Origin of the sequence: Micrococcus porci (genome assembly GCF_020097155.1) — a bacterium.
Taxonomy (GTDB): Bacteria; Actinomycetota; Actinomycetes; order Actinomycetales; family Micrococcaceae; genus Micrococcus; species Micrococcus porci.
Genome location: NZ_CP083691.1, coordinates 1,369,920 through 1,394,077, shown reverse-complemented (window position 1 = coordinate 1,394,077; position 24,158 = coordinate 1,369,920). Strand labels below are relative to the sequence as shown.

Genomic DNA, 24,158 nt, shown 5'->3' with positions numbered 1-24,158 from the left:
ACGGCGGCCCCGGCGGACCCGTACGCGGTCGTCCCGACAGTCTACGGTCCGGGCGGCACGCGGCCGCCGTCGCGCTCCAGCAGCGCCCGCCGCACGCGCGGCGTCAGGTCTCCGGGGGCGCCCTCGGGCACCACGACGCGCGGCAGTCCGCGCCAGCGCGCGGCGCGCAGCGCCTCCTCGGCGAGGGCGTCGGCCACCTCGTCCGGGGTCGGGGCCGGCCCGGCCGGGCCCGGGTGCGCCGCGGGGTCCTCGGACCAGGCGCCGCGCAGCTCGAGCCGGGGATCCGGCCCGCGGCGGACGGCCCCGAGGTCCGCCTGCGCGGTGAGGCGCTCCCCCTGCAGGAGGAGCAGCGGGTAGTAGCCGCGCACGCGACGGTCCACCGGGGTGTAGATCCCCAGCCGGTAGCGCACACCGAAGAGCCGCTCCACGCGTGGGCGGTGGAAGACGGCCGGGTCGAAGGGGTTCAGCAGCGTGCACGCCCCCGCGCGGCGCGGGGTGCGCGCCGTCGGGTCCGCCCAGGCGGGCACGGGGCGGGTCCCGCCGAGGTCCAGGCGGACCTCGAGCGCCTCGCCGCGGTCGGCGAGGACCTCCAGCGCCCGCCGGGTCAGCGTCACGGGGGCGCGGTGGTGGTCGGCGATCTCGTCGGCGACCCCCACCCCCTGGGCGCGCAGGGCGATCCGGGTGAGCTGGAGGGCGGCGGCGAGCCGGGCGTCGCCGCCGGCGGCGGGCTCCGGCGGCACCGGGGCCCGCCCGCTCTCCCCCTGAGGCCAGAGCAGCTCGGGAAGGGCATAGCGGCGCTCGAAGGAGGCGGTGCGGCCGGCGGAGGCCAGGGAGCCCTCGGCGAAGAGATGCTCGAGGACCCGCTTGTCCTCGGACCAGTTCCACCCCCAGGAGGTCCCGGGCCCGCAGGGCGAGGCGCGCCGGTCGCGCACCTCGCGCGCCGTCAGCGGCCCGTGCGCCGCCAGCAGGGCCCGGATGTCCGCCGCCGCGGCGGTGCGGCGGTCCTCGGGCAGCGCCGTGGCGAGCGGCCAGCGCCGGCCCTGCAGGAGGGTGAGCGCCGCGCGGGACGTCGCGGGCACGATCGAGGCCTCGTGCGCCCAGGCCTCCGTGAAGCGCCGGCCGCGGCCCTCGGTGAGGGCGGCGACGTGGGCCGGGTCCACGTCCTCCAGGCGGGAGTGGAACGGCATCAGGTGGGCGCGGGCGAGCACGTCCACCGAGTCCACCTGCACCACGCCGAGGCGCGCGGCGACGCCGGCCACCCGCCGCGCGCTCGCGGCCGGCCGCGGTCCGGCGAGGCCCTGCGCGCCCAGGACGACGCGGCGGGCACGGGATGCCGACCACACGGGGACGGCACCGCCCGGGGCGGACCCGGGCGGTGCCGTGGCGGCGCGCCGACTGCTCACTCGGCGTCGGCCTCCCGGCTCGCCTGGTAGACGCGCTCGCCCTCGACGGGGGCGACGTGGTGCGCCGGGAGGGACTCGTCCAGGCTGATGACGCCGTAGGACCAGCCGCGGCGGCGGTACACCACGGAGGGCACGCCGGTGGTCTCGTCCTGGAACAGGTAGAAGTCGTGACCGACGAGCTCCATGGCGTCCACGGCCCGGTCCACGGACATCGGCGTGGCCGGGAACCGCTTGGCCCGGATGCTCACCGGCGTGCCGCTCTCCGGCGCCTCGTCGGCGGGGGCGTCCGCCTGGCCCACGGCGGGCAGCGGCGGCACGAACGGGATCTCGCCCGCACCGCGGGAGGCCGCGCTCCCCTTGCCGTGGCGGCGGTCCTTGCGGCGGTCCCGCATGCGGCGCAGGCGCTCGGCGATCCGGGACAGCGCGGCGTCGAATGCGGCGGCCTTGTCGTCGGCATCGCCCTCGGCGCGCACGACCTCGCGGGCACCCCGGAGGGTCAGCTCGACGCGCATGCCCTCGTCGGAGTGGCGGTGGTGCGAGGAGCGGCTGACCTTGACCTCGAGGGTCTCGGCGCCCTCGGCGAGCGGCTCGATCTTCTCGAGGCGCTCCTCCACGTGCTCACGGAAGCGGTCCGAGAGGGTGATGCCGCGGGCGATGTAGCTGACGTCGAGGGTCATGATGTCCTCCTGATCCGGCTCACTCAGGTCCCGGAACGGAGGGGAGGTCGCCTCCTCGCCGGACGGTCCGCGGCACGGCCCGCATCGGTCAGAGGGCGGGGCCTCCTTCCTGCCGTCGGCGGGACGGGAACACGGGGAGCGTGTTCCGTGGCCAGAACACTACTCCCCCGGTTCGGCTCCGGCCAGGGTCGATCCCGCACCGCCGACCCCGGCCCCGCCGTCCCCGGTCGGCGGGGCCACCGCGGCGACGACGACGCCGCCCACCGGACGGCCGCCGGCCCGCCGGACGGCCCGGTGCAGGGCGGCCAGGGTGGCGCCGGTGGTGAGCACGTCGTCCACGAGCAGGACCGGGGTGCCCGGGCGCAGGGCCCCCTCCCGGACCCGCCAGCCCCGCCGCCGGGAGCGGCGCTCCCGGGAGCCCGCACCGCCGTGGGAGGGCCCGCCGCCGGGTGGCCACGCCGACCACGCCGGGGCCGCCCGGACGACGTCGTCCCGCACCCAGGGGGCGGGCAGGGAGCGGACCAGCTCGGCCAGCGGGTCGTAGCCGCGCCGCCGGAACCCCGAGGCCGATCCGGGGACGGGCACGAGCAGGGCGTGCGCGGCCTCCTGCAGGCCGGGGTCCAGTCGGGCCGCCGCGACCGTGCGGGCGAGCGCGTCCCCCAGGATGGGGCGCAGGCCGAAGCCGTGGTGGTCCTTGAAGGCGAGCAGCGCGGCCGCGAGGCCGTCGCGGTAGTCCCCGGCCGCCCAGACCGGAAGCGGCGCGCCGTCGGGGCCCAGGGGCAGGGCGAGCGCGGGCTCCTCGGCGCGGTGCGGGGCGGACAGCTCCCGCCCGAGCAGGCACCGGCAGTCCGGGCACAGACGGTGCCCGGGTGCGCCGCACACGGCGCAGTCGGCGGGCAGGACGAGGTCCACGACGGACTCCAGGAGCGGGTGCATGCGGGCAGTCCAGCACGCTCGACGCCGCCCACGGCCCCGGACCGCGCCGCAGTGCGGGGCGGTCGGCTGTGCAGGAGCGGTCGCCCGTCGTCGCGGCGGGCCGTCAGTCCGGGAAGGCGAGGTCGTGCACCGGCGTGGCGACGTCCTGCGCGCGCCAGGAGGAGCCGACCAGGAGGAACACGTCCTCGGCCGTCTCGGCGTACAGCGTCCCCTCCTCGCGTGCGCTGATCCCGGTCAGCCCCGCCAGCGGGTTCAGCTGCCGGGAGGTGCCGTCGAGGGACACCACCTCCGGGCGGACGCGCGTCTCCGCGTCGGGCGCGAGCGGCGTGGACACCAGGGACCCGTCCCCCATCCACTCGACGTCGTCCGGCGGATCGAGCGTCGGGATGTACACGGGGGGCGTCAGGGCGGTGGGCACGCCGTCCCCGCCCCGCACGACGCCGGCCACGCGGAGGGTCCGCTGCTGGCCGTCGTCCACGATGAGGGCGGCCCGGGCGCCCGCCGGGCCGATGTGCAGGGCCACGATCGACTCCCCTTCCGCGAGCCAGGGCGTGGTGACGACCCGCGCCGGCTCAGAACCGTCCGCCCGGACGACCGAGATCCGGGACGAGCGGGCCCGGTCGACGGTCCAGGCCCACCCGGACGAGTCCAGGCTGGGTGCGGTGAGCCGGCCGCCGTCCAGCAGGCGGTGCTCCCCGCCGTCGGTGCCGACGCCGTGCAGGACCGTGCGGGTGCGGTCCAGGAACACGAAGCGGCGCCGCTCCCGGTCCATGGCCGGGTCCTCCGGCCCCAGGTCCGCGACGGACGGCAGGCCTCCCACCGGCACGGCGTCCAGGCCCTGGAAGAACACCAGCTCACCGGCGTCGGACACGCCGACCTGGACCGTGCCGGGGTCCTCGCCGATGCGGGCCGACGGGACCGACCCGGACGGCGCGGACGAGGTCAGGGAGCGGCCCTCCACGGTGACCTCCACGCGCTCCACCCCGGACACGCCCGTGAGCGTGCGCTCCAGCTGCTCGCGCATGCGGCTGAGGCGGGCCGGGTCGGCGCCGTCGACGGTGGCCCCGGTCAGGTCGACGGCGGCCGTGCCGTCCTCCGCGACCGGGACGGAGGGGCCGGTGAGGTCCGCTCCAGTGCGCAGGGGGAAGGCGGTGGCTACGGCCCCCGTCAGGTAGGGCGCGGGGCCGCGCAGCAGGGCGCGGGTCAGGGCGGTCACCGCCGTGCCGCGATTCACGAACCAGCGCACGTCCGGGACGGCGAACGCCTGCGACTGGTCGAAGAAGTAGAGGGGATGCGGAGCGTAGAGCTGGGCGAACTGGCTGCGGGAGAGCAGCACCCCATCCTGGACGCCCGTGATGCGCAGGACCCCGTCCACCTCCTCCACGGTCACCTCGCGGGCCTGCGTGGTGTTCGGCGGGGCCATCGTGCGCTGGCCGAACTCGTCGACCTCCGACTCCACCTCCAGCTGCACCTCGTAGGTGCCCTCCCCCAGTCCCCGGGTGACGGTCGGCTCGCCGGAGTACACGACGACACCACGGTCCGGCTCCCACCCGTCCGACGCCTCCGCCGAGAGGTACTGCCGGGCGATCGCGTAGCCGTCCTCGGGGGCGATCCCCGCCTGCGCGAAGCCGCGGACGAGCTGCTCCGCGGTCGCGTCCTCGGCGGGCCCCGGGGGGCGGAACTGCGGGGCGTCCGCGGCGCGCGACCCCACGTCCAGCGGGGCGCCGCTGCGCACGGGCGAGGACTGCGGGATCTGGGCGCAGCCCGCGAGCGCGAGGGCGCCCGCCAGGGCCGCGGCGCAGAGCCGGCGGCGGGGTCGTGCGGGGCCGGACGGGCGCATCAGAGCTCCTGTTCCCTGCCGCGCTCGGGCAGCGCGGCGGCGTCGTGCACGCCGGTCCCCTCCGGACCGGTCACCGGGGTGTGCAGGTCCGCGGCCAGCCGCCGGCCGCCCCGGTCGTAGGACGGCGGCATGGGCAGGACCGCACGGCGCACCGGCGACTCGGCGCCGTTGCGGCGGGGCAGGGTCACCATGAACACGGAGCCCACCCCGAGCTCGCCCCACGCCTCCAGACGGCCCCCGTGCAGGCGGGTGTCCTCGGTGGCGATGGCCAGGCCGAGGCCGGAGCCGCCGGTGGTGCGCTTGCGGGACGGATCGGCGCGCCAGAACCGGTCGAAGACCCGCTGGACCTGCTCCGGGCTCATGCCGATGCCCTCGTCCACGACGGCCACGGACACGGCCCCCTCGTCAGCGGCGACGAGCACGTCCACGGGTGAGCCCTCGGCGTGCTCGATCGCGTTGTTCACGAGGTTGCGCAGGATCCGCTCGATGCGGCGCGGGTCCACCTGGGCCACGCAGTCCAGGCCCTCCTCGAGGGGGAGCGGCACCAGGTACACGGGGACCTTCGCCTGATCGGCCAGCGGTGCGGCGGTCAGCACGACGTCGCGGGCCAGGGCCAGCAGGTCCGTGTCCTCGAGCGCCAGCTGGGCGGCGCCGGCGTCGAACCGGGTGATCTCCAGCAGGTCCGCGAGCATGGCCTGGAAGCGGTCCACCTGGTGGTAGAGCAGCTCCGTGGAGCGGCGGTTCACGGGGTCGAAGTCCTCCCGGGAGCCGTAGAGGACGTCCGCCGCCATCCGCACCGTGGTCAGCGGGGTCCGCAGCTCGTGGGAGACGTCGGAGACGAAGCGCTGCTGCATGCGGGAGAGCTGCGCGAGCTGGGTGATCTGCGCCTGGATGCTGTCTGCCATCCGGTTGAAGGAGGTGCCCAGACGCGCCATCTCGTCGTCCCCGCGCACCGGCATGCGCACCGCGAGGTTGCCGCCGGAGATCGACTCGGCGGCCGTCGCGGCCTGCTGGACCGGCCGGACCACGCTGTGCGCGGCCCACCAGGAGACCAGGACGGTGACCAGCAGGAAGCCGCTGCCGAACATCAGGAGCACGCCCAGGACCGAGTCCAGCGACTCCTGCACGTCCGAGAGGTCGTAGACCAGGTACAGCGCGTAGGTCGCGCCCGGCGGGAGGACCACCTGCGTGCCGTACGCCAGCCCGGGGCGCGTGTTGCCGTCCGCCGCGGGGAGGGCGATCGACGCGTCGTAGACCCCCGGCCCGGAGGCCACGGCGTCGCGCAGGTCCTGGGGGATCACGTCGGCGTCCAGCCCCTGGGAGGAGACGGTGCCGACGGACGCCGCCGTGCCGCCGGGCAGCGGCTCCAGGCGGAAGCGCCGCCGGATCGTGGTGCCGCCGTCCAGCTCCAGCGCCCGCATGGTCTGGCTGACGAGGGCGTCCGTGGCCTGCTGGTCCGTCGCGGCCGCGTTGGCGAAGGTGCTCTGCACGCGGGCCAGGCCGCGGCGGGCCTCGGCCTCCACCTGCTGGTGCCGGGCGTCGAAGAGGGCCTGGGCCACCTGCTGGGTGATCAGCCCCGAGATCATGAGGCTCGCGAGGAGCGTGAGCAGGCCCGCCAGGACGGCGGTGCGCAGCTGGAGGGAGCCGTTCCAGCGCCGACGCAGGCGGCGCCGGAGGCCGGCCCGCGGCGGGGCGGCGGACGTGGAGGGACCCGCCGACGCGGGCGCGGACGTGGCCCCGGTCTCGTCCGGGTCGCCGGTCTCGGCCGGCTGCGGGGGCTCGGCCGGGGCGGTCACCGGCTCAGACCTGGCCGGCCTTGTAGCCGACGCCGCGCACCGTGAGCACCACGGTCGGGTTCTCCGGGTCTGGCTCGACCTTGGCGCGCAGGCGCTGGACGTGGACGTTCACCAGGCGGGTGTCCGCCTGGTGGCGGTACCCCCAGACCTCCTCGAGGAGCATCTCCCGGGTGAACACCTGGCGCGGCTTGCGGGCCAGGGCCACGAGCAGGTCGAACTCCAGCGGCGTGAGGGAGATCGGCGCGCCGCCGCGCGAGACCTGATGGCCGGCGACGTCGATGCGCACGTCCCCGATGGCCAGGGCCTCGGCCGGGCGCTGCTCGCCCTCGCGGAGCCGGGCGCGCACGCGGGCCACGAGCTCCGCGGGCTTGAAGGGCTTGGGCACGTAGTCGTCCGCCCCGGACTCCAGGCCGCGGACGACGTCGGCGGTGTCCGACTTGGCGGTGAGCATGATGATCGGCACGTCCGACTCGGCGCGGATCTGCTTGCAGACCTCGATGCCGTCGATCCCGGGGAGCATGAGGTCCAGCAGGACGAGGTCCGGGCGGGCGGACCGGAAGGCGGGCAGGGCAGAGGTGCCGTCCACGGCGAACGACGGCTCGAAGTCGTCGTTGCGCAGGACGATGCCGATCATCTCGGCGAGCGCCTCGTCGTCGTCGACCACCAGGATCCTGGCCTTGCTCATGCCCGCGTCCTCCTCCCGCTGCCGGGCGCACCGCCCCCACGGCGGCGCCGGGCGCGACCTCGCCGTGCCCACCCTCGGATCGTAGCGCCTGCCCCGGACGTCGGAGTGCCGGAGCCAGCAGAACGACGCGCGTCGTCACGGATTCGTGACCGTTCCGGGCGCCGGAGCGGGCCGCGCCCCCGCGGGACGGCGCTCAGCCGAGGAGCTCCCCGACCCGCGCGGCGAGCTCCTCGGCGTCCGCACGGAGGCGCCCTAGCACGGCGGCATCGTGCGGTCCCGGGACCGTCAGCCCGACGCCGGCGAGGTGCCCGGGGTCCGCACCGAGGCGCTCCCAGGTCCGGGCGACGTCCGCGGGCCGGACCCCCGTCGCCGTGGACAGCGTGAGGCCGCGCCCGGCGTCGGTCCACCCGGCGGCCGTCTCCCAGCCCGCCCGCGTCCCGCCCGTGCCGTCGGGCCCGGGGTCCAGGGCGCCGACGGGCACCACGAGGTCCACGCGGGTCGGGGCGGGCGCGTCGTCGTCCGCGGACGGTGCCGCCGCGGGCAGGGACTCCCCCGCCAGCGCGGCCAGGGCGGACACGTCCGGCAACGGCACGTCCACGCCCGCCGAACGGCGCCCTGGGGCGAGCCACACCCGGCCGACGCCGGGCAGGTCCGCGAGCGCCGCCAGCGCGTCGCGCCACAGCGCGCGGACCTCGTCCCGGGGCACGGACCGCACGGTGCGGTAGCCGCTGGCCGTGGGGAGGGCGCCGGCCAGGACGGCGGCGGCCCACGGTTCGTCCAGCACGACGCCCAGGGTCCGGGCCCCGGTCGCCGCGGCGAGGCGGGGCACCGCGTCGCGCAGGCCCTCCACGTAGGACGCCGCGACGTCGCGCCGGGCACCATGGTCCACGAGCACCCGCTCGCCCCCCGGCAGCCACAGGCTCCCCAGCAGGGACAGCGGGCCGCGCAGGCGCACGCCCAGGCGCTCCACGACGGCGCCCTCGGCCCCGGCGGTGTCCGCCCAGCGGTGGGCGTCCTCGCGCCAGAAGGATGCGGCCCGGCGGCGGTCCATGCCCGAGCCGACGACGCCGGGCGGGCTCACCCGCCAGCCGTGGGGCTGCAGGTCCACGGCCAGCTCGTGCAGGAGGGCGGCGCTGCGGCCGGTCGCGTCGGCGCCGGGGCCGCGATCGGGCAGCTCCGGCAGGACCGGCCAGTGCTCGGCGCCCAGCTCTCCGAGCGTCGCCAGCTGCGCCTCGGCCGCGTCGGTGCCGCGCCACGGAGCGCCGCCGAGCGCGGCGACCCGCACGGCGCCGACGTCGTCGGACGCCTCAGGCATCCGCGGACCCGGCGTCGGACGCCTCGGCGGGACGGGCCACCGGGGCCTCGTCCTCGGCGATGGCCCGGTGGTGGCGGATGACCTCGGCGATGATGAAGTTCAGGAACTTCTCGGCGAACTCGGGCTCCAGGTCCGCGTCGCGGGCGAGGTCCTGGAGCCGCTCGATCTGCGCGGCCTCTCGCCCCGGGTCCGACGGGGGCAGGGCGTGGCGCGCCTTGAGCCGGCCCACCCGCTGGGTGAACTTGAAGCGCTCGGCCAGCAGATACACCAGGGACGCGTCGATGTTGTCGATGCTCCCGCGGATCTCGTACAGCTCCTCGAGGATGTCCTGGTCCGCGGTGCCGGCCAGGGAGCTGGCGTGCGGGTCGTAGTCGTGGCTCATGCGGCCACCCTACGCACGCTCCGCGGCGTCCACGGCGGCGTTGCGGGCGGTGTCGATGGTCGCCTGGCCGAGCACCCGGGTGCCGCGGTACAGCACCGCGGACTGGCCGGGGGCGACCCCCCGCAGGGGCCGCTCCGGGCGGATCTCCCACCGCGGGCGGCCGTCGTCGTCGGCGGCCTGGCGGGCCCGGGCGGGGACGATCTCCCCGTGCGCGCGGAACTGCAGCTCGCAGTCGAACCACCCGCCGGCGGCCGCCTCCGGCAGCGGCGCCCCGGCCCAGGACGGACGGATCGCGGTGATGCGGTCCACGTCCAGCAGCTCCCTGCCGCCGACCACCACCGTGTTGTCCTTCGGCCGGACCTCCAGCACGAACCGGGGCCGCCCGTCCGGGGCGGGCCGGCCGATGGCCAGCCCCTTGCGCTGCCCCACGGTGTACGCCTGCGCGCCCGCGTGCTCGCCGAGGACCTCGCCGTCGGCGCCGACGATGGGGCCCGGTGCCAGGTCGATGCGCTCGGCCAGCCAGCCGCGGGTGTCTCCGTCGGGGATGAAGCAGATGTCGTGCGAGTCGGGCTTGGCGGCCACCGAGAGGCCGCGCTCGGCGGCCTCGGAGCGGACGAGCTCCTTCGTGGGCGTGTCCGCGAGCGGGAACAGGCAGTGCTCCAGCTGGTCCTCCCGCAGCACCCCCAGCACGTAGGACTGGTCCTTGGCGTCCTCGGCGGCGCGGTGCAGCTGCACGCGGCCGTCCTCCCCCCACTCCACGCGCGCGTAGTGCCCGGTGGCCACCGCGTCGAAGCCGAGCTCGAGGGCGCGGTCCAGGAGCGCCTCGAACTTGATCTTTTCGTTGCAGCGCAGGCAGGGGTTCGGGGTGCGCCCGGCCGCGTACTCCGCTACGAAGTCGTCCACCACATCCGCCTGGAAGCGCTCGGAGAAGTCCCACGTGTAGAAGGGGATGCCCAGCACCTCGCAGGCCCGCCAGGCGTCCTGGGCGTCCTCGATCGTGCAGCAGCCCCGCGAGCCCGTGCGCAGCGTGCCCGGCATGCGGGACAGGGCCAGGTGCACCCCGACGACGTCGTGCCCCGCCTCCACGGCGCGGGCGGCGGCGACGGCGGAGTCCACCCCACCGGACATGGCGGCCAGGACCTTCACGGGCGGACTCCTCTCTCGACGACGGACGGGCGGTCCAGTCTAGACGCCGGCCCCAGCAGCGTCCGCAGCCCGTCGATGAGCGCGGCCGCCTCGGCCGGCGTCGTCGTCCGGCCGAGGGTGAACCGCTGGGTGGCCCGTGCGTCGGCCTCCGTCCGCCCCGGCAGGGCCGCGACCACGTGCGACGGCTCGGCCACCCCGGCGGTGCACGCCGACCCGGACGAGGTGTCCAGCCCGGCCATGTCGAAGAAGAACAGCAGCGCGTCCGCGGTCCGGCCCGGCACGGTGATGTGGACGTTGCCGGGCAGTCGGCGCGTCCCCGGCGGCAGCGGCTCTCCCGTCGCCGGGTCGAGGTCCCGCGGCCCGGTCAGGCGCACCCCGTCCAGGGCGTCGACGGCGGCGATCACCTCGTCCCGCAGCCCGCCCAGGCGGGCGGCCTCGGCGGGCTGCTCCGCGACGGCCTCCGCGACGGCGGCCGCCAGCGCGGCGGCCAGGGCCACCGAGACCGTGCCCGAGCGCAGGCGTCGTTCCTGGCCGCCGCCGTGCACCACGGCCTCCAGCGTGACGTCCCGGCGCACGAGCAGGGCGCCCACACCCACGGGGGCGCCGACCTTGTGCCCCGAGACAGCCAGGGTCGCGGCCCCGGACGCGGCGAAGTCCACGGGCACCGCCCCGAGGGCCTGGACGGCGTCGGTGTGCAACGGGACCCCGTGGTCGGCCGCGAGCCGGGCGGCCTCGGCCACGGGCTGGACCGTGCCGATCTCGTTGTTGGCCCACATCAACGTGGCCAGGGCGGTCCGCTCGGGCGCGGCCGCCAGCGCGGCCCCCCATGCGGCGAGGTCGACCCGCCCGTCGTCGTCGACCGGGACGAGCACCGGCTCGGCACCCTCGTGCGCGGCGAGCCAGCCCACCACGTCGAGGACCGCGTGGTGCTCGATGCCGGTCAGCACGATCCGGGTGCGCTCCGGCGCGGCCGCGCGGCGGGCTCGGTACAGCCCCTGGACGGCGAGGTTGTCCGCCTCGGTGCCCCCGGACGTGAGGATCACCTCGGTGGGGTGCGCCCCGAGCGCCGCGGCGATGCGCTCCCGCGCCTCCTCGAGGTGCAGCTTGGCCCGGCGGCCGGAGGCGTGGAGGGAGGCCGGGTTGCCCGGCAGCGCGGCCGCCTCGGCCAGGGCCGCGAGCGCGGTGGGGCGCACCGTCGTGGTGGCGGCGTGGTCCAGGTGCACGCGGTCCGGGGTGGTCACCCGGCCAGTCTAGGAGCCGCGCCGGATGTGCCCCGGCTCAGTCCCGGGCGAGGAACCGCTCGACATCGCGGGTCGGGCCCACCAGGAGGATCGTGTCCTCGGGCTCGAGCACGTAGTGACTCGGCGGGTAGAGCCACGTGCCGCGGCTGCTGACGGCGACCACGCGCATGCCCCGCTCCCCCGCGAGTCCGGTGGCGCGCAGGTCCCTGCCCAGCAGGCGCGACGGCGGCGTGGCCCGGACCATGGCCAGGCCCGGCTCGACCTCGACGAAGTCCTGGAAGGACGTGCTGACCAGGTGCGCCACGCGGCGGCCCATGTCCCTCTCCGGATGGACCACGTGCTCCACGCCGAGCTGACGCAGGATCTCGCCGTGGCGGTCGTCGTTGGCCTTGGCCCAGAGCTGGTGCGTCCCGAACCGCCGCATGAGCGAGACGGTGAGGATCGAGTCGGCGAGGTCGCCGCCGATGGCGACGACGACGTGGTCCATCTCGTGGACCGAGAGCTGGCGCATCGCCTCCTCGTCCGTGCTGTCCGCGCGGACGACGTGGGTCAGTCGGCCGTTGAGCGCCTGGACGGCCTCGGCATCGGCGTCGACCCCCAGCACGTGGCAGTCGGACTCCATGAGCTCGAGGGCGACCCCGGAGCCGAACCGGCCGAGCCCGAGGACGGCCACGGTGGGGCGGTCGCCCCGGCGGGGAGCGAACAGGGAACGGGTGAGATCAGCCAATGAGGGGCCTCTCCTTCGGGTACTCGAAGTGGCGGGTGCGGTCGGTCAGGGCCAGGCTGCCGGCAACGGTGGCGGGGCCGATGCGGCCGACGAACATGAGGAGCATGAGGATGCCCTGCGCGGTCGGCGGCAGCTGGGCGGTGATGCCGGTGGACAGGCCCACCGTGCCGAACGCCGACACGCACTCGAACAGGATCTGGTCGGTCGTGAACGAGGACAGGCCCATGATCGCCATCGTGGCGACGGCGATCGCGGTCGCGGAGAGCATGATCACGGTGATCGCCTCGCGGTGCGTGGTCCGGGAGAGCCGGCGGCCGAACGCATGGACGGCGCCCTCCCCCCGGATCTCCGCGAGCACGATGAACAGCAGGACGCTGGCCGTCGTGATCTTCACGCCCGAGGCGGTGCCGGCGGGGCCGCCGCCGATGAACATGAGCACGTCGGTGCCGAAGAGCGTCACGGGATGCATCTGCCCGTAGTCCAGGGTGTTGAAGCCGGCGGTGCGGGTCGTGACGGACTGGAAAAACGCCGCGAGCACGCGCGAGGCCGGGTCCAGACCGCCCAGGGTCCGCGGGTTGGACCACTCGAGGACGAGGTACATGAGCGTGCCGCCCACCAGCAGCACCGCGGTGCCCACGAGCACGAGCCGGACCGTGAGGTTCCACCGCTCGGGCCGGCGCAGGTGCCGCCGCAGGGTCAGCACGACCGGCAGGCCCAGGCCGCCCAAGATGATCGCCGCCGCAATCGGCAGGCAGATGAACGGGTCCGAGACGAAGCCCATGAGGTTGTCGCTGAACAGCGCGAACCCGGCGTTGTTGAATGCGGAGACCGCGTGGAAGATCCCCTGCCACAGCGCCTGGCCCGGGGACATCCCCGCGCCCAGCCAGAAGCGCAGGCTCAGCAGCAGCGCCACCGAGGCCTCGACGGCCGTGGAGTACAGGATCAGGGCCTGCAGCACCCGGGGCAGGTCCCCGATCCCCTCGGCCCGGGTGGAGGCCGCGGCGTCGAGGCGCTGGGTGAGGCCGAGCCGCCGGAGGATCACCAGCCCCAGCAGCGACGTGAACGTCATGACGCCCAGGCCACCGAGCTTGATGAGCGCCAGGATCACGACCTGACCCAGGGGTGTCCAGAACGTCTGGGTGTCCACGACGCCGAGTCCCGTGACCGTGGTGGCGCTGGTCGCCGTGAACGCGGCCTCCAGCGGGGTGGGCGCGCGGCCCTGATACGAGGCGGGCAGCAGCAGTGCGCCGGTGCCCGTCACGATGGCGACGAGGAAGGACCCGACCACGAGCTGGGTCGGCCGGAAGCGGGGCCGGCGCGGGCCGACCCGCGGCGACGAGGTGGGTGCCACGGGAGGGAAACATAGTCCTCCCGAAGCGTCCTGTCACGGCGCGGCGCCGGTGGTTGAATGGCCGGGTGCCGACCCCCTCCGTCCCCCTCGCCCACCCGGTGCACCGGTTCGCCCATCACGAGATCGACTTCCGCCGCCGGATCGTCACGATGGCCGTGGTCAACCGCACCCCGGACTCCTTCTTCGACGACGGCGCGGGCTTCGCGTTCGACGCCGCACTCGCCCAGGTGCACACCGCCGCGGACGCGGGGGCCGAGTGGGTGGACGTGGGCGGGGTGCCGTTCGCCCCGGGCCGGGAGCTCGACCCCGCCGAGGAGGCCGCCCGCGTGGCCCCCTTCGTCGCCGCCGTGCGCGCGGGCCGGGGCGAGGGCGCCTCGGAGGCCGCCCGGCGGCTGATCCTCTCCGCGGACACGTTCCAGCCGGCGGTGGCGGAGGCCGCCATCGACGCGGGCGCCGACGTCGTGAACGACACCACCGGCCTCTACTACCCGGACCTGGGGCGGGTCGTCGCGGCCTCGAACGCCCACCTCGTGGTGACGCACTCGCTGGCCCATGTGAGCGGACCGCGGACGGTGGTCCCCCGCCCGCGGTACGACGACGTGGTCGCGGAGGTGCGCGAGCACCTGCTGCGCACCGTGGACCGTGCGGTGGCGCTGGGGGTCCCCGAGGAGCGGATCATCGTGGACCCGGGCCACGACCTCAACAAGACCACCGTGCACACCCTGGAGGTCACGCGCCGCCTGGACGAGATCGCCGACCTGGGCTTCCCCGTGCTGGCGGCCGTGTCCAACAAGGACTTCATCGGCGAGTCCCTGGACCGACACCGGCACGACCGGCTGGCCGGCACCCTCGCCTCCGCCGCCTTCTGCGCCCTCGCCGGCGCCCGGATCCTGCGCATGCACGACGCCGACGCCTCCGTCTCCACGGCCCACATGCTCGAGTGCATCCTGGGATGGCGCGAGCCCCTCCTCGCCGTCCACAACACCGGGGACGTGAACCCCGCCGCGGACCGCACCACGCCGGCGGACCGCGTCCCGGCGGACCGGCCCCCCGCGGCCGTCCCCGCCCCCACCCACGACCCCGAGGAGGCCCGCCCGTGAGGCTGCTGACCGCCACCGGACCCGAGATCGACGACGACGCCCTGCTCGCCCTGCGCCGTGCCCCCGCCCCGGACCTGGTCCCCGGGCCGTGGGTGCGGGCCGTGTTCGTCTCCTCCCTCGACGGGGCCGCGACCCTGGACGGCCGCGCCGGGGGGCTCGGCTCGCCCGCGGACCAGCGCCAGTTCACGCTCGCCCGCACGGACGCGGACGTCGTCCTCGTCGGCGCGGGAACCGTGCGGGCCGAGGGCTACGAGGGGCCGCTCGTGGGTCCGGCCGCGCGGGCGCGCCGAGAGGAGGCGGGGCTGCCGGCCCACCCCGGCATCGCCGTCGTCAGCGGCGCCCTGGGCCTGGACCCGGACGGGGACTTCCTGCGGCAGGCGCCGGTGCGGCCGCTGATCCTCACGACGCAGACCGCCCTGGAGCGGTGCCCGGACCGCGCCGAGGCGCTCGCCGCGCGCGCCGACGTCGTGGCCTCCGGTGCCGAGGTCGTGGAGGCCCCCGCGCTGGTGGACGCTCTGACCGCGCGCGGCCACCGCGTGCTGCACTGCGAGGGCGGCCCCCGCCTGTTCGGGACCCTGGCGGCCGCGGACCTCGTGGACGAGCTCCTGCTGACCATCTCCCCGCTGCTCGCCGGCGGTGACGGCCCGCGGGTGCTCTCCGGCGGTGACGGGCCCGGCCTGCCCACCCGCCTGCGCCCCCACCACGTGCTCACCGAGGACGGCGAGCTCTACCTGCGTCTGGTCCACGAGCGCCACGCGGCCGTGCTGGCCGAGGCCCCCGGCCTGGAGGCGGACCCGGCCGACGCCGACCCCGCCCCGGGGGCGCCGTGAGCGGGACCGGGGACCGCCGCACCGCCTACGAGGTGCTGGGCGTCCCCCGGGACGCCGACGCCGAGCGGATCCGCCGCGCCTGGCGCGCCGCGGCCCGCCGCACCCACCCCGACGCCGGAGGCGACGCCCGCGACTTCCGGGCCGTCACACGCGCGTGGGAGCAGCTGGGCGACCCCGAGGCGCGCCGACGGTACGACCTCTCCCTTCCTCCCGAGCCGGCCGGGACCACCGGACGGACGGCGTCCGCGGGCCGCTCCGCGGCGCAGGCCTGGCCCCCGGCCGGGGTCCGCGAGCGCGACCGGCCCGCACCGGGGTCCGTGGTCTACGACCCGCCGCCGGGCCAGGGCGAGCACGACTCCTCCGTGCTGGACCTGGTGCGCTCCTCCCAGCGGCTGCACGGCGCGCCCCGACCGCGCGGCATCCTCCCGGACGAGCACCGCGTGGTGCGCCAGGCCCGGACCCTCGACCTGCTCGCCCGCACGCTCCCCCCGGTCCTGCCCGCGGTGCGGATCCTCACGGGGCTGCACCTGGGCGGCCGGTTCGGCCGCGGGCTGGACGTGGACCACGCGGTCCTCTGCGGCCGCCGCCTGGCCCTCGTGGGCTCCGTCCAGGTGCCCGACGGGACCTACACGTGGGACGGGGCGGACCTGCGGGCCGGGGCCCGGGGCCGCCCCGTGGCGCCCCCGCTGCTCGGCCCTGCCATGCAGGCCTGGCAGCACGCCCTCCCCCAGGTCACCGTGGGCGGCTTCGTCCTGGTGATGACGGACCGCGACGCCGTGCACTCCCCCGTGATCCGGCAGGCGCGCGGCGCCGACCGCCCCGAGGCGCAGGCGGACCTGCTCACGGCCGCGCCCGCCGCGGGCCGGGACCTCCTGCGGGAGCTCCAGCTGTTCCTGGGCTCCGGGCCCGACCCCGACGTCGTCGACCGGCGCGCGCTGGCCGTGCTCGTGCGGCACCTGCACTGATCGCGCCGACCCGCCGGGACTAGCATGGGCGGGTGCCGCAGACCCCGCCCGACCCCTCCCCCGCCGCCCCGCCGCCCGCCGCGCGGAACCCGCACCTGGACGCCGAGCGCGCCCCCGCCCCGGGCACCCCGGGCTTCCGGATCCTGTTCCACACGCCGGAGATCCCGGGGAACACGGGCAACGCGATCCGCCTGGCCGCCATCACGGGGGCGGAGCTGCACCTCGTCGAGCCGCTGGGCTTCGACTTCTCGGACGCCCACCTGCGCCGCGCCGGACTGGACTACCACGACCTCGCCGTGATGACCGTGCACCCGGACCTCGACACCGCCCTCGCCGCCCTGGCCCCCGCCCGCGTGTTCGCCTTCTCGGCCCGCGGCCGCGTCCGCCACGACCGGGTGGCCTATGAAGCCGGTGACGTCCTGCTCTTCGGCCGGGAGTCCACGGGGCTGCCGGAGGACGTGCTGTCCGACCCGCGGGTCACGGACACCGTCAGCCTGCCGATGCAGCCCTCCCGCCGGTCCCTGAACCTGGCCAACGCGGCCTCCATCGCCGTCTACGAGGCGTGGCGTCAGCACGGCTTCGCCGGCGCCGGGAGCCCCGCCGCCGATTCCCTACACTGAGGTCACCATGCAGACTCCGCAGCACCCCGAGACCCCCGGCGCCGACGCGTCGACCGCCCCGCAGCAGCCCTCCCGCCGCGGCGTCGACGAGCTCCTGCACGCCAGTGCGCGCGGCGACCGCGCGGCGTTCTCCGCGTTCTACGACGCCACCGTCCCGTGGGTCCACGGCATGGCCACCGCCATGTTCCGCTCCCGCCGCGACGCCGCCGAGGCGACCGCGCAGACCTACCTGGCGGCCTGGTCCGAGGCGCCGGAGGCGGAGCTCGACCTCAGCGACCGCGACGCCGCGGCCGCCCGCGAGCGCCGGGTGTTCGCGTGGCTGGAGGTCCTGGCCCACCGCGTGATGACCGGCCTGCTGCGCACGGACGCGCTGCCGGAGCAGGGGCGTCGCCTGCTGCCGGAGCGGGCCGGCCTGGGGACCGGCGGCCCGACGGCGCTCCCCGCCACCCTCGAGGGCTCCGTGAGCCCCGAGACCCACCGGGCGGTGCGCCTGGCCTGGCTGGGGGGCCGCACGGACGCCCAGGTCGCCGAGGCCCTGGACGTGCCCGTGGACCGCGCGCGCACCCTGCTGCGGGACGGTGTCCAGGAACTCGTGGCCGCCCACCGCGCGGACCAGGGGCTGCCCGCCCCCGTCGCCGGGGCCCGCCCCGCGCTGGCCGCCACCACGCGAGAGGACGTCGACGCCGGCCGCGGCGCCGAGCTCGCGGACCTCTCGGCCCTGCACGCGCTCGACGCCGCCGGCCACACCGCCGCGGCGGCGGCCGCCCAGCAGCGCGGCGCCGGGGAGCTCGCCCTCTGGCGGACCCGCGTGGACGCGGGCCGGCGCGCCGTCGCGTGGGCGTTCCGCGACGTCGTCGCCGAGCCGCCCTCGGACCTGCTGGACGGCGTGCTGCGCCGTCTGCCGGCCCAAGACATGGGCCTGGAGCTGGTGGAGGAGACCGCGGCCCCGCGGGGGGCCGCCGAGCGCCGCCGCGGGCTGAAGACCGTCCTGTTGGGCCTGCTGGCGCTCGTGGTGCTGGCGCTGGGCGTGTACGCCGGCTGGAGCCAGTTCTCCCGGGACGGCATCACCCACCGCGTCCACGGGGCGAAAGACCTCTACACGACCTCCGAGTACCCGGCTGCGGGCGGCGGCACGATGCAGGGCTTCCTGTCCGACTCCGAGAACAGCGGCTACGTGACGGTCTCCGGCATGCCGCAGCTCGAGGACGGACAGACGTACCAGGTGTGGCTGTACCCGAAGGACGGCTCCGCGCCGTCGTCGCTGGGCACCTACGACGCCGACGGGTTCGACGACCCCATCTCCTTCCGCGGCCTCGACCGGTTCGCGGCCGTGAGCATGACCGTGGAGCCGTCCGGGGGCTCCCCGGAGCCGACGGCGGACGACGTGCTGCTCGGCCTGGACCTGGACCCCTCGAACCAGTCCGGTCCCCAGTACGGCGGCATGCCCTCGAACAACTGACGGCGGCGCCCCTGAGGCCGCGAGGGCCCCGGCACCGTGCGGTGCCGGGGCCCTCGTGCGTGCGGGACGGTAGGCCGGGTCGGCTCAGAAGCCGGCGATGACGCCGTCCCCGTTCACGGTGACGAGGTGGTACGCCTCGCCGGAGCCGGCCGGGGCGTCGGGCCCGGCGGCCTCCCGGTGGCGCCGGGTGAGCTTGGCCCGCACGGCCTCGCGCATGGCGGGGGCGTCGGGGTGCTGGGAGACGTGCGCGTCCAGGGCGCGGAGCTTCACGTCCTCCAGCCCGGTGACGTCCACGGTGAGGTTCCGGCGCGCCGCGGGGGCCGTGTAGAGCATCAGGTGCCGGATGCGGAACGCGTCCAGGCCGGCATCGGCCAGCTCCGGGTACGCGTAGGGGTTCTCCACCGCGGGGTAGGCGGCGCGCACCACGGCCTCGCCGCAGGCCAGGTGGTCCGGGTGAGAGGCCTGCATGGACTCCCAGTCCCGCTCGGGGTGGGGGCAGAGCACGACGTCGGGGCGCACCCGGCGCATCAGCTCCACGATGCGGCGGCGCACCTCGTGGGTGGGCTCGAGGTGGCCGTCGCGCTCGCCGAGGAAGTGGACGTCCGCGGCGCCGATCACCGCTGCGGCCGCGCGCTGCTCGGCGTGCCGGCGGGCGGTCATCGCCTCGGGGCCGTCGGAGTCGAACCCCCCGGCGTCGCCGTCGGTGACCACGCACAGCTCCACCCGCACCCCGGCGGCGGCGAGGCCCGCCAGGGTGGCGGAGGCGTCGAAGTCGAGGTCGTCCGGGTGGGCGCCGAACGCCAGGACGGTGCGCCACCCGTGGCGGACGGCCAGGTCGGCGGGCGTGGGCAGGGACTCGGGGACCGCGCTCATCGGGAGGCTTCCATGGCGGTCAGGGTGACGTCCGCGGTCTGCTCCCGGCCGTCGCGGGTGAACCGGACGGGGGTGGTCTCCCCGTCCCGGTACTCGCGGACGGCCGCGGTGAGGGACTCGGTGTCGGTGACGGTGCGCTCACCCACCTGCGTGATGACGTCGCCCTCCTTCAGGCCGGCCTTCTCCGCCGGGGAGCCGGACGAGACGGTGTGGACCAGGGCGCCCGCGCTGAACTCCGTGCTCTTCGAGCCGCCGGCGGCGCCCTGCACCTGGGCGGGCTGGGGCTGGACCGTGACGCCGAGCAGGCCGTGGGAGGCGGTGCCGTCCGCGATGAGGTCGTCCGCGACGCGCTTGGCGTAGTCCACGGGGATCGCGAAGCCGACGCCGATGTTGCCCGACTCGGCCCCGCTCGCGGAGGAGCCGCCGGCGGAGGCGATGGCCACGTTCACGCCCACGAGCTCGCCGGCGCCGTTGACGAGGGCGCCGCCGGAGTTGCCGGGGTTGATGGCGGCATCGGTCTGGAGGACGTTGATGTAGATGTCCTGCTGCTGGGACTGGCCCTGCTCGCCGGGGAGCTGGAAGCGGAACCGCTCGGTGCCGGAGGAGCCGGTCTGGCCCTCGGGGGCGGCCGAGGACTGGATGGCAATGGTCCGGTTCAGGGTGGAGATGATGCCGTCCGTCACCGTGTTGGACAGGCCCAGGGGCGCGCCGATGGCGATGGCGTCGTCGCCGACCTTGACGTCCTTCGAGGAGCCGATCGTGATCGGGGTCAGGCCCTGGGCGTCGATCTTGATGACGGCGAGGTCGGACACCGGGTCCGTGCCGACGACCTTCGCGGCGTAGACCTTGCCGTCGGAGGTGCGCACGGTGATGGAGGCGTCGGACGCGGTGCCGCCGAGCGTGACCACGTGCGTGTTGGTCAGGATGTGCCCCTCGGCGTCGAGGATGGAGCCGGAGCCCGAGCCCGCGCTGGAGCCGGAGGTCGCGGAGATCGTCACCACGGACGGCAGCGCCTTCGCTGCGGCGGCGCCCACGGGGTTGTCCGCCACGGGCTGGTCGGTGGACCCGACCGCCGGAGCGGCGGCGGCGCTGGAGGACCCCGAGGCGGAGGCCGAGGCCGACGCGCCGGCGCCCGGACCCGCAACGCCGCAGGCGGCCAGGGAGCCGGCGAGCACCGTCGCGGCGAGGGCGCCGCCGAGGGCACGGCGACGGCCGCGCGGGGACGCCGGCCGCGGGGAGGATGCGACGGGGGCGGCTTCGGGGGTGACGGTGTCCGGGGCGGGATGCTCCACGGTGGCCTCGCTTCTGGTCTGTGCCGGCTTCTGGTCCGCGCCGCCGTCCGTGCAGTCCGGCCGGTGCGCTGCGCGCCCCATGGTGGACCCCCACTCTGGACGATCCCTGGACGTTCGCCCCAGACTTCCCCGCGGTGCTGAGAGCCCGCGTCCCCTGTCCGCCGAGGGCTGGAGGCACGCGGTCGGCTGCCGGGGAGCGGCCCTATGCCCCCGCGCGGCGCCACCCTAGAATCAGGGCCACCAGACCCGCGGCGGGCCGGCGCCCCCGGCCTCCGCACCCCGTCCCCGGAAAGGGAGCTCCCCATGGCCGAGTCCGTCGTCCGTCCGTCCGCCCCGCGGCTCAGCCGCGCCGCCGTCCTCGGCGGACTGGGGGCGATCACGACGACGGCGCTCCTCGCCCCCGGCGCGCATGCCGCCGTGGACGTCCCCCCTGGCACGTTCGTGGTGGACCAGGCCGAGGTCCTCTCCTCCGCGCAGGAGAGCGAGCTGACGCAGGACATCACGCAGCTGCAGTCCAAGGCGGGGCAGAACCTCTACGTCGTGTACGTGGACAAGTTCGACTCCACGCCGCAGGCGACCATCGACTCCGTGGTGCAGCAGCGCGGCCTCGGGAACAGCGACTCCGTGCTCGCCATCGCCGTGGAGAACCGCAACTACGGGTTCGACACGGGCATGTCCTCCACCATGCAGTCGGACATCCGCTCCGCGTACATCCTCCCGGCCCTGCGGAAGGCCGCCGCGGGCGGGGACTGGGAGGCGCCGGCCGTCGCCGCCGTGCAGGGCCTCGACGACGCCGCCAACGGCACCCTCGACGGCCGGGGCCGCTCCGGGGAGACCTACCAGCCGGACGGGACGCTCCCCCAGGCCGCGGAGCAGGACTCCTCCGCCCAGACCTCCACGTCCGACTCCGGCAACGGCGCCTCCGGGGCCCTGGTGGGCGCCGGCGCGCTGGCCGCCGTCGCCGGCGGCGCGTACGTGGTGTCCCGCCGGCGCAGGAAGTCGGACGGCGGGGCCGAGCCCGGCGCCGTCGCCACCGGCCCGCAGGCGTCGCGCGACCCGCTGGACGAGCTGTCCGTGGACGAGCTCCGGAAGCGCGCCGGCGCCACGCTCGTGGCCGCCGACGACGCGATCCGCTCCTCGGAGCAGGAGGTCGGCTTCGCGATGGCCTCCTACGGCGAGGGCGCGGTGGGCACGTTCCGCCAGGACATCGAGAAGGCCAAGGAGCACATGCGCGCCTCCTTCCAGCTGCAGCACCAGCTGGACGACGAGATCCCGGACACCGAGGCGGACCAGCGCTCCTGGCTCAAGGAGATCATCGCCCGCTCCGAGCAGGTGGGCGCCACCCTCGCGGCGCACAAGAAGGAGTTCGACTCCCTGCGCGACCTCGAGAACTCCGTCCCGGAGGCCATCTCCGCCCTCGAGTCCCGCGTCCCCCAGGCGGAGGGCGCCGTGCAGGCCGCGGAGCGCGAGCTGGTGGACCTCCACGGCCGCTACGCCGAGTCCGCGCTCACCGAGGTCAACGACAACGCGACGCAGGCCCGCGAGCGCCTGGAGTTCGTCAAGACGGCCGAGGCGAAGGCGAGGGCCTCCCTGGAGGCCGGCGACCGCTCCACGGCCGCGGTGGCCGTGCGGGCCGCGGAGGAGTCCCTCTCCCAGGTGGGCACGCTCACCGAGGCCGTCTCCAAGGCCGGGGCCGCGCTGTCCACCCACGTGGCGAACCTGCAGATGGGCATCTCCCAGTCGGAGCAGGACCTCGCCGAGGCCCAGGCGCTCCTCTCCGCGGGCCGCAACCCGGAGCTGGCCGGCCCCGTGGGCGGCATGCAGCAGACGCTGGCCGCGGTCCGTGCGGAGCTGCAGTCCGGCCGCCCGGACCCCCTGGCGCTGCTGCAGCGCCTCGAGAGCGCCCACCGGCAGCTGAACACCCCGCTGTCCGGCGTCCGTGACGCCCGCGAGCAGGCGCGGCAGGCCGAGCAGATGCTCTCCGCGGCCATCTCCCAGGCCCAGGCCCAGATCGACGGCACAGCCGACTTCATTGGCGCCCGCCGCGGCGCCGTGGGCTCGGAGGCCCGCACGCGCCTGGCGGAGGCGGACCGCTCCCTGCAGACGGCCATGTCCCTGCGCTCCACCGACCCGGTGGCGGCCCTCGACCATGCCCAGCGCGCCTCCCAGCTCGCCGACCGCGCCTCGGAGCGCGCCCAGCAGGACGTCGCCGACTTCGGCTACGGCGGCATGGGCGGCTACGGGGGTCTGGGCGGCGGCTACGCCGGCGCCGGGTACCGGGGCGGCTACGGCATGCCCCGCTCGGGCGCGGGCGGCGGCTTCGCCGGCGGCCTGGGCGGCGCCCTGCTCGGCGGCATCCTCATGAACTCGATGTTCGGCGGCCACCACCACGACTCCGGCTTCGGCGGCGGCGACTGGGGCGGCGGCGGCTTCGGCGGGTTCGGCGGCGGCGGCCTGGACGGCGGCGACTTCGGCGGCTTCGGCGACGCCGACTTCGGCGGGTTCTGAGCCGGCCGCGCACGACCCGACACACAGACCCCCGGCGCCGGACGCGCCGGGAGCACGACTTGCAGGTCCCACGGCCTGCGGGAGATCCACCAGCACGACGAAAGGCAGTCATCATGGTCAAGCAGTCCATCCTCGGCCGCATCACCACGCTCGCCAAGGCCAACATCAACGCGATGCTGGACAAGGCGGAGGACCCGCAGAAGATGCTGGACCAGATGGTCCGGGACTACACCAACAACATCGCGGAGGCTGAGGCGGCCGTCGCCCAGACCATCGGCAACCTGCGCATGATGGAGGACGACTACCGCGAGGACCAGGAGGCCGCCCGCAGCTGGGGCCAGAAGGCCCTCGCCGCCTCCCAGAAGGCGGACGAGTTCCGCACCAAGGGCGAGGCCGCCAACGCGGACAAGTTCGACAACCTCGCCAAGGTCGCCATCGAGCGCCAGATGGACGCGGAGCGCCAGGCGAAGACCGCCGAGCCCACCATCACCTCCCAGCGCGAGATCGTCGACCGCCTCAAGACCGGCCTGGACCAGATGAAGGTCAAGCGCCAGCAGTTGGTCTCCAAGCGGGACGAGCTCACCGCCCGCTCCCGCACCGCCGAGGCCCAGACCAAGGTCAACGAGGCCGTGAAGTCCATCGACATCATGGACCCGACCTCCGAGATCTCCCGCTACGAGGAGAAGGTGCGCCGCGAGGAGGCCCGCGTGCGCGGCCAGCAGGAGCTCGCCGCGTCCTCCCTGGACGCCCAGTTCGAGTCCCTCGAGGACCTCGGCGAGCAGACCGAGGTGGAGGCCCGCCTCGCCGCCCTGAAGTCCGGCTCCGCCCCCTCGGCCCTGACCGCCGGCTCGGAGGAGCTCACCCTGGACTACTCCGGCGCTGAGACCGGCACGCAGACCGGCACCGCCGAGCGCGCCTGAGCCGCCCCGCCGACGACGGCGCCGTCCCTCCCGAGAGGAGGGGCGGCGCCATCGTCGTGCCTGGTGGGGGTCGAGTGGACGGGTGCCCGGTT

At 76.1% G+C, this 24,158-nt stretch carries 21 protein-coding genes; 7 read left to right on the top strand and 14 right to left on the bottom strand.

What is annotated here, in order from left to right; genetic code table 11:
* Positions 1–41: 41 nt before the first annotated feature.
* From KW076_RS06725 to KW076_RS06670, 12 genes are all read right to left on the bottom strand, one after another.
* A complete protein-coding gene (locus tag KW076_RS06725; protein ID WP_224354588.1) occupies positions 42–1,343 on the bottom strand; it encodes a DNA glycosylase AlkZ-like family protein in 1,302 nt (433 codons plus the stop codon).
* A 56-nt stretch (positions 1,344–1,399) separates the two neighbouring features.
* Entirely contained in the window at positions 1,400–2,080 is a 681-nt protein-coding gene (gene hpf, locus KW076_RS06720; protein ID WP_224354587.1) for a ribosome hibernation-promoting factor, HPF/YfiA family, read from the bottom strand.
* 159 nt (positions 2,081–2,239) lie between these two features.
* Positions 2,240–3,016 (bottom strand): ComF family protein, encoded by a 777-nt coding sequence (locus KW076_RS06715; protein ID WP_224354586.1) that lies wholly within the window; start codon positions 3,014–3,016, stop codon positions 2,240–2,242.
* A gap of 103 nt (positions 3,017–3,119) precedes the next feature.
* Positions 3,120–4,856, bottom strand: coding sequence for an LpqB family beta-propeller domain-containing protein (locus KW076_RS06710; protein ID WP_224354585.1), 1,737 nt, complete (start codon positions 4,854–4,856; stop codon positions 3,120–3,122).
* Complete coding sequence (mtrB, locus tag KW076_RS06705; protein ID WP_224354584.1) at positions 4,856–6,652, bottom strand: MtrAB system histidine kinase MtrB; 1,797 nt, start codon at positions 6,650–6,652, stop codon at positions 4,856–4,858. The genes KW076_RS06710 and mtrB overlap by 1 nt, the downstream gene beginning before the upstream one ends.
* A 4-nt stretch (positions 6,653–6,656) precedes the next feature.
* Positions 6,657–7,337: an MtrAB system response regulator MtrA gene (gene mtrA, locus KW076_RS06700; RefSeq protein ID WP_224354583.1), complete on the bottom strand. Its 681-nt coding sequence runs from the start codon at positions 7,335–7,337 to the stop codon at positions 6,657–6,659.
* Between the two features lie 193 nt (positions 7,338–7,530).
* On the bottom strand, positions 7,531–8,652 hold the full coding sequence (locus tag KW076_RS06695) for a uroporphyrinogen decarboxylase/cobalamine-independent methonine synthase family protein (protein WP_224354582.1): 1,122 nt from the start codon (positions 8,650–8,652) through the stop codon (positions 7,531–7,533).
* Complete coding sequence (locus KW076_RS06690) at positions 8,645–9,034, bottom strand: chorismate mutase (RefSeq protein ID WP_224354581.1); 390 nt, start codon at positions 9,032–9,034, stop codon at positions 8,645–8,647. The genes KW076_RS06695 and KW076_RS06690 overlap by 8 nt, the downstream gene beginning before the upstream one ends.
* Before the next feature lie 9 nt (positions 9,035–9,043).
* Positions 9,044–10,180 (bottom strand): tRNA 2-thiouridine(34) synthase MnmA, encoded by a 1,137-nt coding sequence (mnmA, locus tag KW076_RS06685; RefSeq protein WP_224354580.1) that lies wholly within the window; start codon positions 10,178–10,180, stop codon positions 9,044–9,046.
* Entirely contained in the window at positions 10,177–11,421 is a 1,245-nt protein-coding gene (locus KW076_RS06680) for a cysteine desulfurase family protein (protein WP_224354579.1), read from the bottom strand. Before KW076_RS06680 ends, mnmA begins: the two co-directional genes overlap by 4 nt.
* Positions 11,422–11,458: 37 nt before the next feature.
* Positions 11,459–12,148 carry a potassium channel family protein gene (locus tag KW076_RS06675; protein ID WP_224354578.1) on the bottom strand — a complete coding sequence of 230 codons (690 nt, stop codon included), beginning with the start codon at positions 12,146–12,148 and terminating at the stop codon, positions 11,459–11,461.
* On the bottom strand, positions 12,141–13,499 hold the full coding sequence (locus KW076_RS06670) for a TrkH family potassium uptake protein (RefSeq protein ID WP_224354577.1): 1,359 nt from the start codon (positions 13,497–13,499) through the stop codon (positions 12,141–12,143). The genes KW076_RS06675 and KW076_RS06670 overlap by 8 nt, the downstream gene beginning before the upstream one ends.
* Before the next feature lie 65 nt (positions 13,500–13,564).
* Here KW076_RS06670 and folP point away from each other — a divergent pair, with 65 nt between their 5' ends.
* The 5 genes from folP to KW076_RS06645 all read left to right on the top strand — a co-directional run bounded on the left by folP (position 13,565) and on the right by KW076_RS06645 (position 18,473).
* Positions 13,565–14,599 (top strand): dihydropteroate synthase, encoded by a 1,035-nt coding sequence (folP, locus tag KW076_RS06665; protein ID WP_224354576.1) that lies wholly within the window; start codon positions 13,565–13,567, stop codon positions 14,597–14,599.
* Positions 14,596–15,429 (top strand): pyrimidine reductase family protein, encoded by an 834-nt coding sequence (locus KW076_RS06660; protein WP_224354575.1) that lies wholly within the window; start codon positions 14,596–14,598, stop codon positions 15,427–15,429. Before folP ends, KW076_RS06660 begins: the two co-directional genes overlap by 4 nt.
* Positions 15,426–16,394, top strand: a complete 969-nt coding sequence (locus tag KW076_RS06655; protein ID WP_224354574.1) for a DnaJ domain-containing protein — start codon at positions 15,426–15,428, stop codon at positions 16,392–16,394. Before KW076_RS06660 ends, KW076_RS06655 begins: the two co-directional genes overlap by 4 nt.
* Positions 16,395–16,489: 95 nt before the next feature.
* Positions 16,490–17,014: a tRNA (cytidine(34)-2'-O)-methyltransferase gene (locus KW076_RS06650; protein ID WP_224356802.1), complete on the top strand. Its 525-nt coding sequence runs from the start codon at positions 16,490–16,492 to the stop codon at positions 17,012–17,014.
* 7 nt (positions 17,015–17,021) lie between these two features.
* A complete protein-coding gene (locus KW076_RS06645) occupies positions 17,022–18,473 on the top strand; it encodes an anti-sigma factor domain-containing protein (RefSeq protein WP_224354573.1) in 1,452 nt (483 codons plus the stop codon).
* An 84-nt stretch (positions 18,474–18,557) separates the two neighbouring features.
* On the opposite strand, the gene KW076_RS06640 is transcribed toward KW076_RS06645, so the two are convergent.
* A complete protein-coding gene (locus tag KW076_RS06640) occupies positions 18,558–19,346 on the bottom strand; it encodes a PIG-L deacetylase family protein (RefSeq protein ID WP_224354572.1) in 789 nt (262 codons plus the stop codon).
* Positions 19,343–20,719, bottom strand: a complete 1,377-nt coding sequence (locus KW076_RS06635) for a S1C family serine protease (RefSeq protein ID WP_224354571.1) — start codon at positions 20,717–20,719, stop codon at positions 19,343–19,345. The genes KW076_RS06640 and KW076_RS06635 overlap by 4 nt, the downstream gene beginning before the upstream one ends.
* A gap of 222 nt (positions 20,720–20,941) precedes the next feature.
* Here KW076_RS06635 and KW076_RS06630 point away from each other — a divergent pair, with 222 nt between their 5' ends.
* Positions 20,942–23,146, top strand: coding sequence for a TPM domain-containing protein (locus tag KW076_RS06630; RefSeq protein WP_224354570.1), 2,205 nt, complete (start codon positions 20,942–20,944; stop codon positions 23,144–23,146).
* A gap of 113 nt (positions 23,147–23,259) precedes the next feature.
* Entirely contained in the window at positions 23,260–24,066 is an 807-nt protein-coding gene (locus KW076_RS06625; RefSeq protein ID WP_224354569.1) for a PspA/IM30 family protein, read from the top strand.
* The last annotated feature ends 92 nt before the right edge of the window (positions 24,067–24,158 follow it).